The sequence below is a fragment of the Streptomyces catenulae genome (assembly GCF_000718015.1).
GTDB classification, from domain to species: Bacteria; Actinomycetota; Actinomycetes; order Streptomycetales; family Streptomycetaceae; genus Streptomyces; species Streptomyces catenulae.
Genome location: NZ_JODY01000038.1, coordinates 19,578 through 34,156 on the forward strand (window position 1 = coordinate 19,578; position 14,579 = coordinate 34,156).

Annotated in this window: 12 protein-coding genes; 7 read left to right on the forward strand and 5 right to left on the reverse strand. The window is 69.1% G+C overall.

What is annotated here, in order from left to right:
- Nucleotides 1-21: 21 nt before the first annotated feature.
- From IF23_RS0126760 to eccE, 3 genes are all read right to left on the reverse strand, one after another.
- Entirely contained in the window at nucleotides 22-2,706 is a 2,685-nt protein-coding gene (locus tag IF23_RS0126760) for an SCO5717 family growth-regulating ATPase (RefSeq protein ID WP_030288058.1), read from the reverse strand.
- A gap of 297 nt (nucleotides 2,707-3,003) precedes the next feature.
- On the reverse strand, nucleotides 3,004-3,852 hold the full coding sequence (locus IF23_RS0126765; protein WP_030288060.1) for a hypothetical protein: 849 nt from the start codon (nucleotides 3,850-3,852) through the stop codon (nucleotides 3,004-3,006).
- The gene (gene eccE, locus IF23_RS0126770; RefSeq protein WP_030288061.1) at nucleotides 3,852-5,069 is read right to left on the reverse strand and encodes a type VII secretion protein EccE; all 1,218 of its coding nucleotides are present in this window, start codon (nucleotides 5,067-5,069) and stop codon (nucleotides 3,852-3,854) included. The genes IF23_RS0126765 and eccE overlap by 1 nt, the downstream gene beginning before the upstream one ends.
- Nucleotides 5,070-5,404: 335 nt before the next feature.
- On the opposite strand from eccE, the gene IF23_RS0126775 reads away from it, so the two are divergent.
- From IF23_RS0126775 to mycP (IF23_RS0126805), 7 genes are all read left to right on the forward strand, one after another.
- Entirely contained in the window at nucleotides 5,405-7,090 is a 1,686-nt protein-coding gene (locus tag IF23_RS0126775) for a type VII secretion protein EccB (protein WP_030288063.1), read from the forward strand.
- 383 nt (nucleotides 7,091-7,473) lie between these two features.
- On the forward strand, nucleotides 7,474-7,800 hold the full coding sequence (locus IF23_RS0126780; RefSeq protein ID WP_030288064.1) for a WXG100 family type VII secretion target: 327 nt from the start codon (nucleotides 7,474-7,476) through the stop codon (nucleotides 7,798-7,800).
- 119 nt (nucleotides 7,801-7,919) lie between these two features.
- Nucleotides 7,920-8,213 carry a WXG100 family type VII secretion target gene (locus IF23_RS0126785; protein ID WP_030288066.1) on the forward strand — a complete coding sequence of 98 codons (294 nt, stop codon included), beginning with the start codon at nucleotides 7,920-7,922 and terminating at the stop codon, nucleotides 8,211-8,213.
- Nucleotides 8,214-8,488: 275 nt separating this feature from the next.
- Nucleotides 8,489-9,682 (forward strand): type VII secretion-associated serine protease mycosin, encoded by a 1,194-nt coding sequence (gene mycP, locus IF23_RS0126790; protein WP_245655122.1) that lies wholly within the window; start codon nucleotides 8,489-8,491, stop codon nucleotides 9,680-9,682.
- Entirely contained in the window at nucleotides 9,682-10,011 is a 330-nt protein-coding gene (locus IF23_RS0126795; RefSeq protein WP_030288069.1) for a hypothetical protein, read from the forward strand. Before mycP (IF23_RS0126790) ends, IF23_RS0126795 begins: the two co-directional genes overlap by 1 nt.
- A 2-nt stretch (nucleotides 10,012-10,013) precedes the next feature.
- The gene (locus tag IF23_RS0126800; RefSeq protein WP_030288071.1) at nucleotides 10,014-11,501 is read left to right on the forward strand and encodes a hypothetical protein; all 1,488 of its coding nucleotides are present in this window, start codon (nucleotides 10,014-10,016) and stop codon (nucleotides 11,499-11,501) included.
- Nucleotides 11,502-11,588: 87 nt separating this feature from the next.
- The gene (mycP, locus tag IF23_RS0126805) at nucleotides 11,589-12,887 is read left to right on the forward strand and encodes a type VII secretion-associated serine protease mycosin (protein ID WP_030288072.1); all 1,299 of its coding nucleotides are present in this window, start codon (nucleotides 11,589-11,591) and stop codon (nucleotides 12,885-12,887) included.
- Between the two features lie 97 nt (nucleotides 12,888-12,984).
- On the opposite strand, the gene IF23_RS0126810 is transcribed toward mycP (IF23_RS0126805), so the two are convergent.
- A complete protein-coding gene (locus tag IF23_RS0126810) occupies nucleotides 12,985-14,049 on the reverse strand; it encodes a WXG100-like domain-containing protein (RefSeq protein ID WP_030288073.1) in 1,065 nt (354 codons plus the stop codon).
- A 139-nt stretch (nucleotides 14,050-14,188) separates the two neighbouring features.
- The gene (locus IF23_RS0126815; RefSeq protein ID WP_030288074.1) at nucleotides 14,189-14,518 is read right to left on the reverse strand and encodes a hypothetical protein; all 330 of its coding nucleotides are present in this window, start codon (nucleotides 14,516-14,518) and stop codon (nucleotides 14,189-14,191) included.
- Between the last annotated feature and the right edge of the window lie 61 nt (nucleotides 14,519-14,579).

Here is a 14,579-nt window from a genome sequence, read left to right on the forward strand (position 1 = left end):
CGTGGTGCGACGTCTACCGCGTCACTGCGGAGGCTGCTGCTGCCACCCTTGCTGGTCGGGCTGCGGCGCGTCCGGGGCGGGCTGCTGCTGTTGCCAGTGGGCGGGCGGCTGCTGCGGCTGCTGGGTCCAGCCGCCCTGCTGCGGCGGGTAACCGACCGGCGGCTGCACCTGGGGCTGCTGCTGCGGCTGCCCCTGCTGCGGGTACTGCTGCTGCCTGTACGGGTCCTGGGCGTACGGGTCCTGGCCCATCTGCTGGCCCTGCTGCGGGTACATCCCCTGGGCCTGCTGGGCGCGCGAGAAGTCCTCGGCGACCAGCGCGGAGAGGTTGAAGTACGCCTCGCGGGTCTTGGGCCGCATCATGTCGAGATCGACCTCGGCACCGGCGGCCAGATGCTCGTCGAAGGGGACCACGACCACACCGCGGCAGCGGGTCTCGAAGTGCGACACGATGTCGTCGATCTTGATCATCTTGCCGGTCTCGCGGACCCCGGAGATCACCGTGATACCGCGCTGCACCAGGTCCGCGTAGCCGTGCGCGGAGAGCCAGTCCAGCGTGGTGCTGGCGCTGCTCGCACCGTCGACGGAGGGCGTGGAGATGATGATCAGCTGGTCGGCGAGGTCCAGGACGCCGCGCATGGCGCTGTAGAGCAGGCCCGTACCGGAGTCGGTGAGGATGACCGGGTACTGGCGGCCCAGGACGTCGATCGCGCGGCGGTAGTCGTCGTCGTTGAACGTCGTGGAGACCGCCGGGTCGACGTCGTTGGCGAGGATCTCCAGACCGGACGGCGCCTGCGAGGTGAACCGGCGGATGTCCATGTAGCTGTGCAGATGCGGGATGGCGTGCACCAGGTCACGGATGGTCGCGCCGGTCTCGCGGCGGACCCGGCGGCCGAGGGTTCCGGCGTCCGGGTTCGCGTCGATCGCCAGGATCTTGTCCTGCCGCTCGGAGGCGAGCGTGGCGCCGAGCGCGGTGGTGGTCGTCGTCTTGCCGACGCCGCCCTTGAGGCTGATCACCGCGATCCGGTAGCAGGACGTCACCGGCGTACGGATCAGCTCCAGCTTGCGCTGCCGCTCCGCCTCCTCCTTCTTCGCGCCCAACTTGAACTTGGACGGCTGCGCGTTGGCGCCCGGCTTGCGCCGCTTGGGCTGGTTGCGCAGCAGCCGGTCGGAGGTCAGCTCGACGGCGGCGCTGTAGCCCAGCGGCGCGCCCGGCGTGGCGCGCTGCTGCTGCGGCTGCTGCTGGCCCGGCTGGGAGTACGAGGCGTAGTTCGCCCCGCCCGCCTGCTGGCCCGGCAGCGGCTGGTGCGGAACCTGCCCCTGCTGCTGCGCGGCCTGTTGCGCCTGCTGGGCCGCCTGTGCCTGCTGGGCGGCGTGGGCCTGCTGTGCCTGTTGCGCGGCCTGTGCCTGCGGGTCGTAGCCGGTCTGCGCGGGCTGACCCTGCTGCGGGTAACCGGCCTGGGCCTGCTGCTGTGCCTGCTGTGCGGCCTGCTGGGCCTGCGGGTCGTAGGCGGCCTGCTGAGGGTAGGTCTGCGGCGACTGCTGCGGGTACCCCTGCGCGGGCTGCGGATAGCCGTACGCCGACTGCTGGGCGGGTGCCTGCTGCGGGGGCTGCTGCTGCGGGTAGCCGTACGCGGGCTGCGGATAGCCGTACGCGCCCGGCTGCTGCTGGGGCGACTGCTGGGGGTAGCCGCCCTGCTGGGGGTAGCCCTGCTGCGGCGCGGCCTGCTGCTGCGGGAAACCGGCCTGCGGCTGGACCTGCTGCGGGGCCTGCGGCTGCTGCTGGGGCAACTCCTGCCCCGGCTGCGGCTGTTGGGGCTGCTGCGGCTGCTGGGCCTGGGCCTGCTGGGCCTGCGCGGTGCGCGGGTCGGCGGGCTGGTACTCCGGCGGCAGCGGCGGCAGCCCGCCCTGGGCGGCGGGGTCCGCCTGCGCGGGCCACGGGGCGCCCTGCGGCGGCACCCCCGGCTGCGCCCCGCCCTGCGGCGGCACGTCCTGCGGGACGCCACCCTGCGGCGGGGCCTGGGGCGGGGTCTGCTGCGGCTGCGCGGTGGCTTGCTCCGGAGCGGGCGGTGCGGCCGGTGCCTGCTCGGGCTGCGGCGCCTGGAGCGGAACCGGCTGCGCGGCGGCCTGCGGATCCGGCTGCTCGGGCGCCGGAGGAGCGGGCGGGGCCTGCTGCTCGGGCGCCGGAGCGGCGTCGGGCTGCGGGGCGTCGGCCACGGGGGCCTGCGGTGCGGCCGGTGCCGATTCCTCCGCGGGCGTGTCGTCCTCGTCGTCGTCCCACAGCGAGGCCGACGGGTCGGCGCCCGTGCCGGAGCGGACGTTGCCGCCGCCCGGGGCCGGGGCGTCGGCGGCGGGCGCGGGCTCCGCCCGGGGCGCGGCCGGGGGCTCCGGCGCGTCCGCGGGCTCCTGCGGGCGCAGCATCGGGAAACCGGGCGGCGCGGCATCGGCGGGCGGCGGCACCGGGGCGCCGGGGCCACCCTGCGGCGCACCCGCGACACCCGGGCCGGACAGCGGCTGCCCGGTGGGCGGCGGGGGAGAGGCGGGGGACGGGGCGGGCGCCATGGGCGTGCCCGCGCCGCCGCTGGTGTCGTTGCTCGCGTACCAGGCCGGAGCCGCGAAATCGATCTTGAATTCGCCCGTCAGGTCGAACTCGGACTGCTCGTCGTCAGGGTCGTTCCCGTCCGGGCGGAAAGCCTCCCGCTCGTTCACTGTGCCTCCTGGTGTACTGCAACGCACCTGAACGGCAGGACCGGATACAGGCGGATCGATCGGATGTCACGGAATTCGGAACACCCCGCCCGGGGTTGCGCCAACACTGCTCTCTCCATCCCCGTATCGGCTGCCGTCCGGTGTGCTCCTGCGGCGACATACAGCCTAATCAAGAGTCGGCCCCGAACGGCAGTCGACGTCATGTCGTCTTCGGACCCCGCGGTACGCCTACGGGCGCATCCGAGGATGCGCCCGTAGGGAAAGCCCCGCTCCGCGGGCGCGGGGCGCCCGGCGCCGTCAGTCCATCCGGCGCGGTCCGCCGAGCAGATTGGTCTCCGCCTCGGTGGGCTGCGTCATCACGAACTGGTGGCTGTCGCGCGTGCACCAGAGCATCGCGTTGTCGCTCAATGTCGGCAGCACCGCGCCGACCTGCTCCGGAAGACGCATCACACGGGTGACGACCTCCGCCTCCTCCGGCGACAGCCGCTGCAGCCCGACCAGATCCGCCCGGCCCAGCAACTGCGGCGAGCGCGGCCCGAGGAACGGCAGCACCGTGAGCACCGACTGCCAGGGGCTCGGCGCCAACTGATTGCGCGGGGGGCGCGCGCCCATGTCCCGCACCACCAGTACGGGGCTGGAGACCGACGGCCCCTGGGGCGCGATCTGACGCACCTCGTGCACCGACACACACTGCTGACCGCCACCGGCGGCCTGCGCCATCTGGCCCCAGGCCGGGGGGCGCGCCGTCTCGACCGCCACGCGGGCACCGGTGGCGACCGTACGGAGCGCCAGCACCTGCGCCAGCCACACGCTGCCGACCAGCGCGATCTCCAGCGGCGCGGGGCGCAGCAGGGACAGCACCGCGGGCTGGTTCTGCGGGTCGATGCCGATGATGACGCCGTCGTCGCCGACCGGCAGGGTCAGCGACGCCAGCGACTCGGCCGTCAGCACGTGCGGGCTGCGGCGCGGACCGCGCAGCCCGAAGCCCGGCTGCGGCGTCGGGCCCGACTGCGCCGACCGCTGCTCGTCCGGACGCGGCTGGTGCGAGGGGCGGCGCCCCGGCCCGGCATCCGGCGCGCCGATGGGCGGGTTGCGCCAGCCCGTCCCGGAGTTGTTCACACGCGGCTGATACGTGGGAGAGGTCATCAGCGGGTACCTCCGAGGGGGAGCGTGGCGAGCAGGCCGGGCAGCTGCTCCCGGTCGAGCCGGACGAGGCCGACCTTCGCCGAACCGGAACGCCGCTCCAACTCCCGCTGCGCGGCGTCGAGTTCGTTCTCGCTACGGGTCGACAGCCGGACGTAGCCCGAGATCGCGGGCGCCCGCCCGCTGCCGTGCGTCGCGGTCAGCGCGAAGGTGCTCGCCATCGCCGGGGTGCTGGTCAGCAGCTGGGTGACGGCGGCCAGCGGCGCGCCGCCGGGGCCGAGCTGGGGCCAGCGCCCGATCCAGTACGTGGTGTGCCAGCGGTCGTCGCAGCGCCACGCCCGCGTCGTCTCCTGGGTACGGCGCCCGGAGCGGCTGTCGCGCCCCATGGCGCCGTTGGCGGCCCGCGGGCTCACACAGACCGCGGTGCCGACCGCCGCCACGACCTCCCGCTCGGCGAGCACCCGCGCCCGCACACCGTGCGAGGTCAGACGGCTCACCAACTGGTCGGCGGCGCGCAGCAGCGACCGCTTGGCGCCGTCCATGCCGCCGCCCCGGGCCTCGATCGCCTCCGCGCACAGCTCCGGGTCGAGCTTGAGCGCGATCCACGTCAGCTGCACCGCGGGCGTCTGCGACTGCGCCTGCAGCGGTGCGTACGAGCGGGCGGCGACGGCCTGTTCGGGCAGGTGCGGCGCTGGCGCCGGCTGGGTGTACTGCACGTACTGCACGGATTCGAGGTGGATGTCCTCGACGTCGAGTGCGGTGTGGAGCACGTCGAGCGGCAGCATGTGGCTGCCGCTGACGGGCCGCAGCGGCTCGTCCCGGGGCTCGACCTGCACCAGCGCGGTCAGGAAGGTGCCGTCCCCGACGAAGCCGACGGCCCGCTGATCGGCGTCGGTGTACTCGTACGTGCGCAGCGCCGGGTCGCACTCGACGACCGGGGCGAAGGCCGGTTCGACGCCCTGCGTGGTCGCGGCGCTCGCGGCCTTGCCGCGGCGCTTCATGGCCCGCACCGTCGTGATCCACTCGGGGAGCGGGATCCGGCGGCGGCGGCCGAGCGCGAAGATGACGAGGACGGCGGCGAGCACAACCGCGACGGTCAGCGCGATCACGTTCACGGACGCGCCGACCAGGACCAGGGCGGCGGCGATCTCGATGATGGCCAGCTGCTGCACGCGGACCGGGCCGATGCTGCCGATCTGCGGACGCAGCCGCGGGGCCACCGGCCCGCCCGACGAACTCCGGCCCCCTTCTCCGCCGTTGGCCGGATCCGCTCCGTCCCGACCGCCGATTCCCCCGTGGGGCGGTGCCGTGGAAGGCTGTTGCTGCTGTTGCCGCCCGTTGCGGCGTCGAGCCCTGGTGGCGCTGGACATCCCCCGGCCTGCTCCTCTACTGGTGGTGTGGCCTCGCGGCGCGTCAATCGCCGTTGAGACTGGTGCGTTGGAAGGTGGCACCCGTACCGTACGGGTCGATCGACACACGGCATAGTAGAGGGCGCTACGGCTTGAGTGCCGGGGGCGGTCGATGCGGATCCGACACACGGGGAGAGAAAGCAACAATGGCATCACGTCGGGACGAGCTCAATGCGTATTCATTCGCGCGGAAGCGCACGAATGCCGCATTCCTGAAGCCGCTGCCGAGCGGTTCGATCGAGAGTGCGCCGCGCCCGCTGAAGGCTGTGCTGCCGAGTGTCCTGATGGGCGTCGTGATCCTGGTCGGCTTCGGTGCCTGCGGCATCGTGAAGCCGGTCGCCCCCGAGGGCTGGGACTCGGTCGGGGAAAACGTCATCGTGGGTGCCGATTCGACGACCCGTTACGTCGTTCTCTCCGGTGACGGCAGCCAGGGTAAGAAGGAGAAACTCCTCCACCCCGTCCTGAACCTCGCCTCCGCGAAACTCCTTCTCGACCCCGATAAGTACAAAGTCGTGAATGTGAAGGAATCCGAGCTGGACGGAAAGATCGCACACGGTCCCGCCGTCGGAATTCCGTTCGCCCCCGACCGTCTCCCCAATGCCAAGGACGCCGGAAAGGCGAAGACCTGGGCCGTCTGCGACCGCCCGGGCAGCGGTATCAACAGCAAGGCCCAGCAGGCCGTGTTCGTCCTCGGGGGCAAGGACAGGAGCCTCGTCGAGAACAGGGGCCGCCTCGACATGCACCAGGTGCTCTTCGTACGCGACCCGCAGAAGAAGCTCTGGCTGGTCGACCACAACGGCTTCAAGTTCGCCCTCGACGCCACCCTGGGCGGGCGCAACACCGCGCTGTCGCACCTGGGGGTGAAGGACCCCGACCTGACCCTGCGCCGGGTGCTCTTCAAGGAGGCGGAGCCGCAGGACGTCACGCAGCAGTGGATGGACACCCTGGTCAAGAGCCCGGTGCCGATCTACCTGCCGATCGTCGACGGCGCGGGCAAGCCCTCGCAGGCCGCCGGTGTCCCGCCGCAGCACCGGACCATCGGCACCGTCCTGGAGATCCCCGGCAGCGCCGACCAGAGCGCGACGGACGGCGAGAAGGCGGGCAAGAAGTACGTCGTCACCGCGGGCGGCGTACAGCAGGTGTCGGACTTCGTCGCCAAGCTCCTGATGGAGGGCCCCAACGCCCAGCAGGTGCAGTCCGGCAGCTCGGCCATGAAGCCCGAGCAGGTCTCCACCTCCAGCATCACCCCGATGAGGGACGACAAGGACCGCTTCGTCTCGTACCTGGGCAAGGTGGGGACCACCGACGTCGACATGCCCTGGCCGACCGAGGAGGTCGACATGGCCAACAACTTCTCCCAGGGCTCCCAGACCGGCGGTCTGACCACCCCGACGGAGAACGGTGTCTCCTGCACCTTCTACGACGGCACCACCACCAAGCTCCCCGGCGGCGCCGACAAGGCGCTCGGCTACCCCAACGGTCTGCCGAACATGGGCACCTGGATCGGCAAGGACTACCCGGCGAAGATCGCCAGCGGCGCCTCCTCCTACGTCACGCCCGGCAGCGGCCAGCTCATCCAGCGGGTCCGCACGTCCCAGGAGAAGGACGGCTCGCTCTACCTGATCACCGACACCGGGCTGCGCTACCGGGTGCCGATCAACAACGACAGCTCCAGCAAGGCGGGCAACGCCAACCAGGAGGTCAACCAGGCGGCCCTGCGGCTGGGGTACAAGGGCGTCCACGCCGACCCCATGCTGATGACCTGGGTGGACCTGCTCTCGGAGGGCCCGACGCTCAGCGTCGACGCCGCCCGCAAGACCGGCACCTCGTAACGGGACGGCGGGCGGCGCGCCCCGCCCGCACCTGCCCCGTGGATTCCACGGGCGGGTCACCGGATTTCGGTGGCCCGCCCGGCTTTTCCGGATTTGCTCCCCGGATTCCGTTGCCTCTCCGAAGGGGCCCGGGAAAATCTTGATGTGTTTCTCCGTAGACCGATAGAATCCCATCTGTCCACTTCGCCTGACGCCTTTTAGAACTGGCCCTACGGGGCGGCCAGTTGGTGTTGTGGTGATCCGGTCACAACGTTGCTCCCTCTGTTGGGGGCGGCTGTATGAAGTGGTTAAAGTGGTCGATGGCGCCAGCAGGCGGCGCCGACCGCGCAGCACCGTCGCCGGTGCGGTGCGGGTGACGTGCGAGTCTCATGGGGGACGTTGCGATGAGTGGTAGTCAGTTCACAGTTACCGAAGAAGAGATGGTCGCGTTCAGCGGCAAGATCGGATCGGTGAGCCAGGCGATCGAGGGCGAGATCCGCCACCTCAACACGGTCGTCGACAACATCACCTCCGGCTGGCGGGGCCAGGCGGCCTCTTCGTACAACCAGCTCCAGTCCAAGGTGAACGAGGACGCGACTCGCATCAACCAGCTGCTGAACGAGATCAAGGAAGCGATCGACGGCACGACGAAGAACTACGCCGCCTCGGAAGAAGCGCAGCACGCATCGATGTCCCACGTGGCTTCCGCCTCGGACTCCCCCTTCGGATGAGGACCGGCGCCGCCGCGGCGGCGCGGTGAGTCAGTAGCCGTGGCACGGCGATTCGGCATCGGCCGATTCGCGTCGCGGCCGGGTGAATCGATCAGTTCAGTACATTCCGAGGAGAGATCATGTCGGGCCACATTCTCGTCAATGCCGAGACGATCCAGCAGGCGTCCCAGGACGTGAAGCGCACCGCCGGTCAGATCCGGCAGCAGCTGGACGACCTGGAGGCCGGTGTCAAGCGCATCGCCAGCACCTGGGAAGGTGCGGCGAAGGAGGGCTACCAGGCCCGCCAGCGTGAGTGGGACAAGCGCGCGCACTCCCTGCAGCAGACCCTGGAGGCCATCTCCAAGGCGCTCCACGAGGCGTCCGTGAACTACCGCGACACGGAGCACCGCAACGCCAACATGTGGAACCACTGAGCACCAGCAGGTGACAGGTGCTTCCGCCGCCGCAGGCGGAGAGGGCTAACGGCTGAGCAGCCACGAGGCTCGCACAGTGGCAGAAGAGGGCGGGCGCGCTGCACCAGTGCGCCCGCCCTTCTGGCGTCCGGGGCCGCACCGCCCGCTCCCGCAGCCAACGGCACCTCCGTACCGCTTCCTCGCCCCGTCCACCACGCATGGAGAGCAGACAACCCGTGGGATCTCGCGCCAACGGTCACCGAGCAGGGCACCGCCGCCGCGCGGCGGCCGCACTGGTGACAACGGCCTGCACCATCGCTCTTTCCGGTGCCACCGCCCTCCCGGCGGCCGCGGACGAGAACGTTCCGCTGAACAGCGGCGAGTGCAAGTTCAACACCACCGACATCAAAGAGACCCCGTGGTCCCTGCAGCGCCTCATGACGCCGCAGCTGTGGGCGCACACCAAGGGCCAGGGGGTCCGCGTCGCCGTCATCGACACGGGCATCGACGCCGGGAACGACCAGATCAAACCGGCGATCGGGTCCGGTGGCCAGACCTTCGTCAAGGGCGGCAACAAGACCGAGGACCGGGTGGGACACGGCACCAAGGTCGCCGGCATCATCGCCGCCCAGCCGCGCGCCTCGTCCGGTTTCTACGGTCTGGCGCCTAGGGCCAAGGTCATCCCGTTCCAGCAGACCGACCAGGAGAAGCCCGGCACCGCGGACAGCCTCGCCAAGGCCATCAACGCGGCTGTCGCCGAGGGCGTCGACATCATCAACATCTCCCAGGGCACGGACGCGAGCGAGGAACTGCTCCCCACCCTGAAGGCGGCGGTCGCCAAGGCGTCGAAGGCGAAGATCCTCATCGTCGCCTCGGCGGGCAACGACGGCGCCTCCGGCAAGGAGAAGCGCATGTACCCGGCGGCGTTCCAGGAGTTCGACAACGTCCTGGCCGTCGCCGCCTCCGACCGCAACAACGAACGCGCGGCGTTCTCGCAGCCCGGCGACTACGTCGACATCGCGGCGCCCGGCGTCGACATGGTCTCCACGGTGCCGGACGGCGGTAACTGCGTGGACCAGGGCACCAGTTTCGCCGCCCCGTACGCGGCCGGTGCCGCGGCGCTCCTGAAGTCCCTGCACCAGGACTGGACGCCGCAGGAACTGATCTGGCACCTGGAACAGACCGCCGAGCGCGTCAACCGGGGACCGGACCACAACATCGGATGGGGCGTCATCGACCCGGTGGCCGCCCTCAACGACACCACCAGGCCCACCGCCCGACCCACTCCGGACAAGCCCGCCGCCCAGAACACCACCAAGGTCCAACCGGCCGCCCTCACCATCGGGGAGAGCCCGGAGGACCGGCGGGCGCGCATTTCCCTCTACATTGTGGGCGGAGGACTTCTGGCGGTCGCCGGAGTGGTGGGTGCGTCGATCGCACTCCGGGACTGGCGGCGCAAGAACGGTTTGATCACACGGGGAGGACAGTAATGGGTAGTGCCGACGAATATTTCGTCGATCTCGAAGCGCTGGACACGGTGGGCCGAAAGCTCAACGGCGTACTCCGCTCGATGGAGGAGACCAAGAGCAAGGCCGGTCACAGCACTTACCTGCCGGAGGGAACTCTTGGCACCGGGTTCAAGGAGGAGCGGGAACTCCGGGAAGCCCATGACGCCATGAAGGCGTGGATGGACGACAACATCCTGAAGCAGATCGCAGAGCTGGTCGACGATCTCAGCAAGAAGACGGCGAAGACGCGGGACGCCTACCACGACCGTGAGTACGACGCCTCCAACGCCCTGAACCCCGGAGGGAAGTAGTCGTGAGTGAGAACAAGGGCGGTGTGACCACCGACAAAGGCTGCTTCTACGCCAAGTACGAAACCAAGTTCTACCAGTACAACATGGACCAGCTGAAGGCCATGGTGGCTAATGCCAAGCCCGGCAAGGTCAAGGAAATCGCGACCAACTGGAAGTGGATCCACGACACGCTCGTTGGTGCGGATGGCCGCGGCGGGCTGCGGAAGGAATTCGACGACGCCGTCAAGGAAGTCCTGGAGTCCTGGGGCGGTCAGGCGGCGGAAGGGTTCCGTCGGGCTGCGGAGGGCATCAGCAAGAACATCGGCAATGCTGGCCCCTGGGCGATCAACATGCACGACATCATGAACGGTGTCGAGGCGTCGCTGAGCGACTACAAGCAGAAGATCGACGACATGAAGAAGCCGACGGGCACCGAGAGCAATCTCGACGCCGCCGGTAACTACGCCCTGAAGGTGGTCACCTTCGGCTCCAAGGGCGGGCGCGACGACTCCAAGGCCAACAGCGAGCTGGAGGCCGGAAAGCCGACCGAGGACGTCCTCAACGGCAACTCCGGTGAGCTTTCGGAAGGCAAGGAGCGTCAGCTCCAGACGGCCATCATCATGGAGTACCTGGGGTCGTCCTACAAGTCGAATGTGGCGGCGATCGGGAAGCCGCCGCAGGGCGGGGGTTGGGATAAAGAAGTACCGCCGCCTGGTGACACGCCGACGCCGCCCCCGTTCGTCCCTGTCCCCGACAGCGTGATGAATCCGCCGAAGCCGTCGGTGCCGAAGACCGACATCCCCGGCGCCCATGGTGGCGGATACAAGTCACCTGTCGGCCTTCAAGGTCCGCGGCACGACGGTATCTCCGGCGGGCTGGGCAGCACCATGCCGACGAAGTCGTCCACGATGCCCAGCATCGGCACCGGACTTGACAGCTTCTCCGGTGGCGGAGGAGCCGGAGGCGGGGGACTCTCGGGCGGCGGGCTCGCCGGAGGCGCGGGCATCGGCGGCGGTGCGGGTGTCGGTGGCGGGAGCGGCGCCGGTGTCGGCACCGGATCCAGTTCTTCGGGGATGCCCGGTGGCGCCGGAATGATCGGCGGCGGTGTCGCCGGTCGCGGTGGTGCCGCAGGCGGTGCGGGAGCCCGTGGCGGCCGCTCCGGTATGCCGGGTATGGGAGGTGCTGCAGGTCGCGGCGCCGGAGGAGCGAAGGGCGGCGCAGCCGCCGGACGCGGCAGCGCGCTGGCCAAGCAGAAGGGCGGCGTGGTCGGCGGCGCCAAGGGCAAGACCGGCGGTGGCGCCCAGGGCGGCTCCGGTCTGCACCGCAGCCGCGGCGGCAGCCAGAAGGGCAGCCTGGGGGGCCGACGCCCCGCGGGGATGGCCGGTGCTCCTAGCGTGAACGGGGCCAAGGGCCGCGGCAAGAACGAGAACGGCGAGCGTCCCGACTACCTCGTGGAGGACGAGGAGACCTGGACGCCCGAGCGTAATGTGGCCCCGAAGGTCATCGAGTAGAGACTCACTGGCCAGGTAATCGGCGGAGACGAGGGGGCCCGCAGTCTTCGGGCTGCGGGCCCCTTTCTCTAAGGAGAGGTGTACGGCATGAGCTTCACGCGGACGCTGCGGGCGGTGAGCGGCGCTGCAGTGGTTGGCGCGCTGCTCTTCGGTACCGCGCCGGTCGCTTTGGCGGACCAGATGAGAGACCAGCAATGGGCGCTGAATTCCCTTCATGCGGAGGAGGCGTGGAAGGTCTCCACCGGAAAAGGTGTGACCGTCGCCGTCATTGACAGCGGTGTGAATGGAGACGCGCCCGATCTGAAGGGCAATGTGCTTCCGGGGAAGAACTTCTCCTCCGGCGACCCCGCTGATCAGGAAACGAAGAACGACCATGGAACGTCAATGGCCTCGTTGATCGCGGGCCATGGGCATGGGCCGGGGAACTCTGACGGTGTCATGGGCTTGGCTCCGGACGCGAAGATTCTCCCGGTCAAGCATTCGGATTCTCAGGAAGATACCTACGGTACCTCGTACGCAGATTCTCTGCGGTATGCCGTCGATCACGGTGCCAAGGTTGTCAACATGTCCATCGGTGGCGTGGGTAGCCCGACAGAAGAGGAAAAGTCCGCCATCGCGTATGCGGCGAAGCATGATGTTCTGCTTGTCGCGAGCTCTGGAAATAATGGATCCGACAATCCGAGCTATCCGGCAGCAGCTCCTGGCGTCCTGGCGGTGGGCGCCGTGGACAGGCACCAGAAGGTCTGGGACGATTCCAACTACGGCTCCTATGTGATGCTTACGGCGCCTGGTGTGGAGATCCGCTCCGCTGCGGCCTCCAAGCCTTACCGGTACGCGAGCGGGACCTCGGACTCCACCGCCTATGTTTCGGCCGCCGCCGCGCTGCTTCGCTCCAAGTTTCCGGATCTGACGGCCGGGCAGATCGCGAATCGGCTGGTGAAGACGGCGAAGGCGCCTGCCGGTACGGATACGCCGGATCCGTATTACGGTTACGGTGTCATCGACCCGTACAAGGCGCTGACCGCCGATATTCCGGCGGGGTCGAAGAACGGGCCGCTCAAGTCGCCCGAGGCGGGTGACGACGGGCTGATGAAGCCGTCCAACACGTCGGACGCGACGGAGCCGCGGGACACCAGCAATATCCGCGCGGTTTTCGGGATCATCGGGTTCTCGTTGATCGTGCTCTTTGTGATTGTCGGTATCACCGTTCTGGTCGTGGTGAAGAAGAAGCGGAAGAACGGTCCTCCGCCCGGTGGGCCCACGGGGTTCGGCGGGCCGGGTGGGCCCGGTCTGCCGCCGCAGCAGGGCATGTATCAGCAGCCCGGTGCCTACCAGCAGCAGCCCGGTGGGCAGGGCCCCTACCCGCCCGCTCCTCCCGGTCGGTGAGGTGCAGCTGAGGGGTATCGCCCTCCGAAACATCGTCAGGGCCCGGCAGTTCTCGGACTGCCGGGCCCTGACGTATGGGGGATGGTCCGTGGTGGCCTCAGCCGAAGACGGAGCGGACCTGTTCCTTGACCGTGTCCGTGTGTTCCTGGTGGCGGGTGGCGGCGCCGCCGGTGTGTCGGTCTGCGTGGCGTTGGGCGTGGTTCAGGCCGCGTTCGGTGAGGTCGGCCTGGGCGCGGTCGGTGTAGTTGGTGGGGTCGGCGAGGCCGGTGGCGCCGTCCCGGTAGTTCTCCAGCCGCTCCTTCGCGTCCTTCTGGACGTCGTCGGCGTACTCCTCGGCCTTGCCCTTGCCGATGTCGGCGGTTTCGTTCCACCGGATGCCGTCGCGTTCGCCGAAGTGGGCTTCGATGCCCTGCTCGGCGATGTTCTGGCCCATTTCCTTACCGGCCTCTTTGGCTTTTTCCTTCGCGCCCTCGACGACGGTTTCCTTGGCGAACTCCTTGGCCTGGTTCTTCGCCTCGTCGACGACCTTGTCCTTGACCTCTTCCTTGACGGTCTTCTTGATGTAGTCGGCGGCCAGCTTGCGGGATTCCTTGGAGACCGCCTTCTTCGCCATCTTCTTGACGGCGTCCATGGTGGCGTGCTCCATGGCCTTGGTGGCCGCCTGCACCACTTCGCGCTTGATCTTGTCGAGGATCTGCCGGACGATCACGCGCGTCGCCTGGGTGACGCCGGCCGCGCCCAATTCGGAGAGTCCCAGGGTGAACGGCGCCGCGGCCTGTGCGGAGATGAGTTCCACGGCCAGCATCACCAGTTGGACGATGACCGCGACTTTCCCTTCGATGACGGCGAGGGCTGCGGCGTCGAAAGCGAGTGCGATGACTTCGGCCGCCGCTGCGGCGTCGCGGAGATAGTTGTCGCCGCTGTTCCCGCCACCGGCGAATGAGTTCCATTCGGTGGTGAAGCCCTCGATGGCTTCACCGGAGTTGGCGGACGTCACCTCGTTGGCCGCGGACGAGCCCTGGGAAAGGGTCTCGTTGACCTGTTCGGCGAAGGTGCGCCAGGCGGCTGCGCAGTCGAACAGTGCGTCCTCGTCGGCCTCGGGCCATTCGTATCCCAGGAGGTCCAGGACCCAGGTGACCTCTTCGGGAAGTGTCAATGACACGGTGTTGTCCCCCGTACGGTGTGGCAGAGAAGTGTGGCGTGGCCGCGGTCGGCAGGCCGAGTCGCGGAGTCGGAACGGAATGCCGGGGAGGCTCCGGAAGGCGGAGCGCGGTGCCGGAAGATGCGGGGCGTCGGGCCCGTCAGATCAGGGGGCGGCCGACGGCGCTGATCGTGTGGATGCCCTGGTCGTCGGAGGCCGTGTAGGACCGGGCCATCTCGCCGAGCTTCTCGCCGATTCCCTCGAGGCGTTCTCCGAGCGAGTCCATCGACGTGAACATACCCTTTTTGATCGGGTCGTAGATGGTGTCGAAGATTTCGCCGAAGTCGCACTTCTTCCAGGGGTCGCCGATGCTCTCCAGGCTGTCCTGGAGTTTCTTCGACGCCTTGCTGAAGTCGCTGCCGATGTGGATGAACGCGGTGCCCTGTGCCTTCAGTACATCCGGTTCTACGTCAAAAGCCTTGTCTGCCATCACTGCCCCCGTTGCATGCCCAATTCCGCATGGCAAGTTTTACCTTCAACGCTCTCACTTT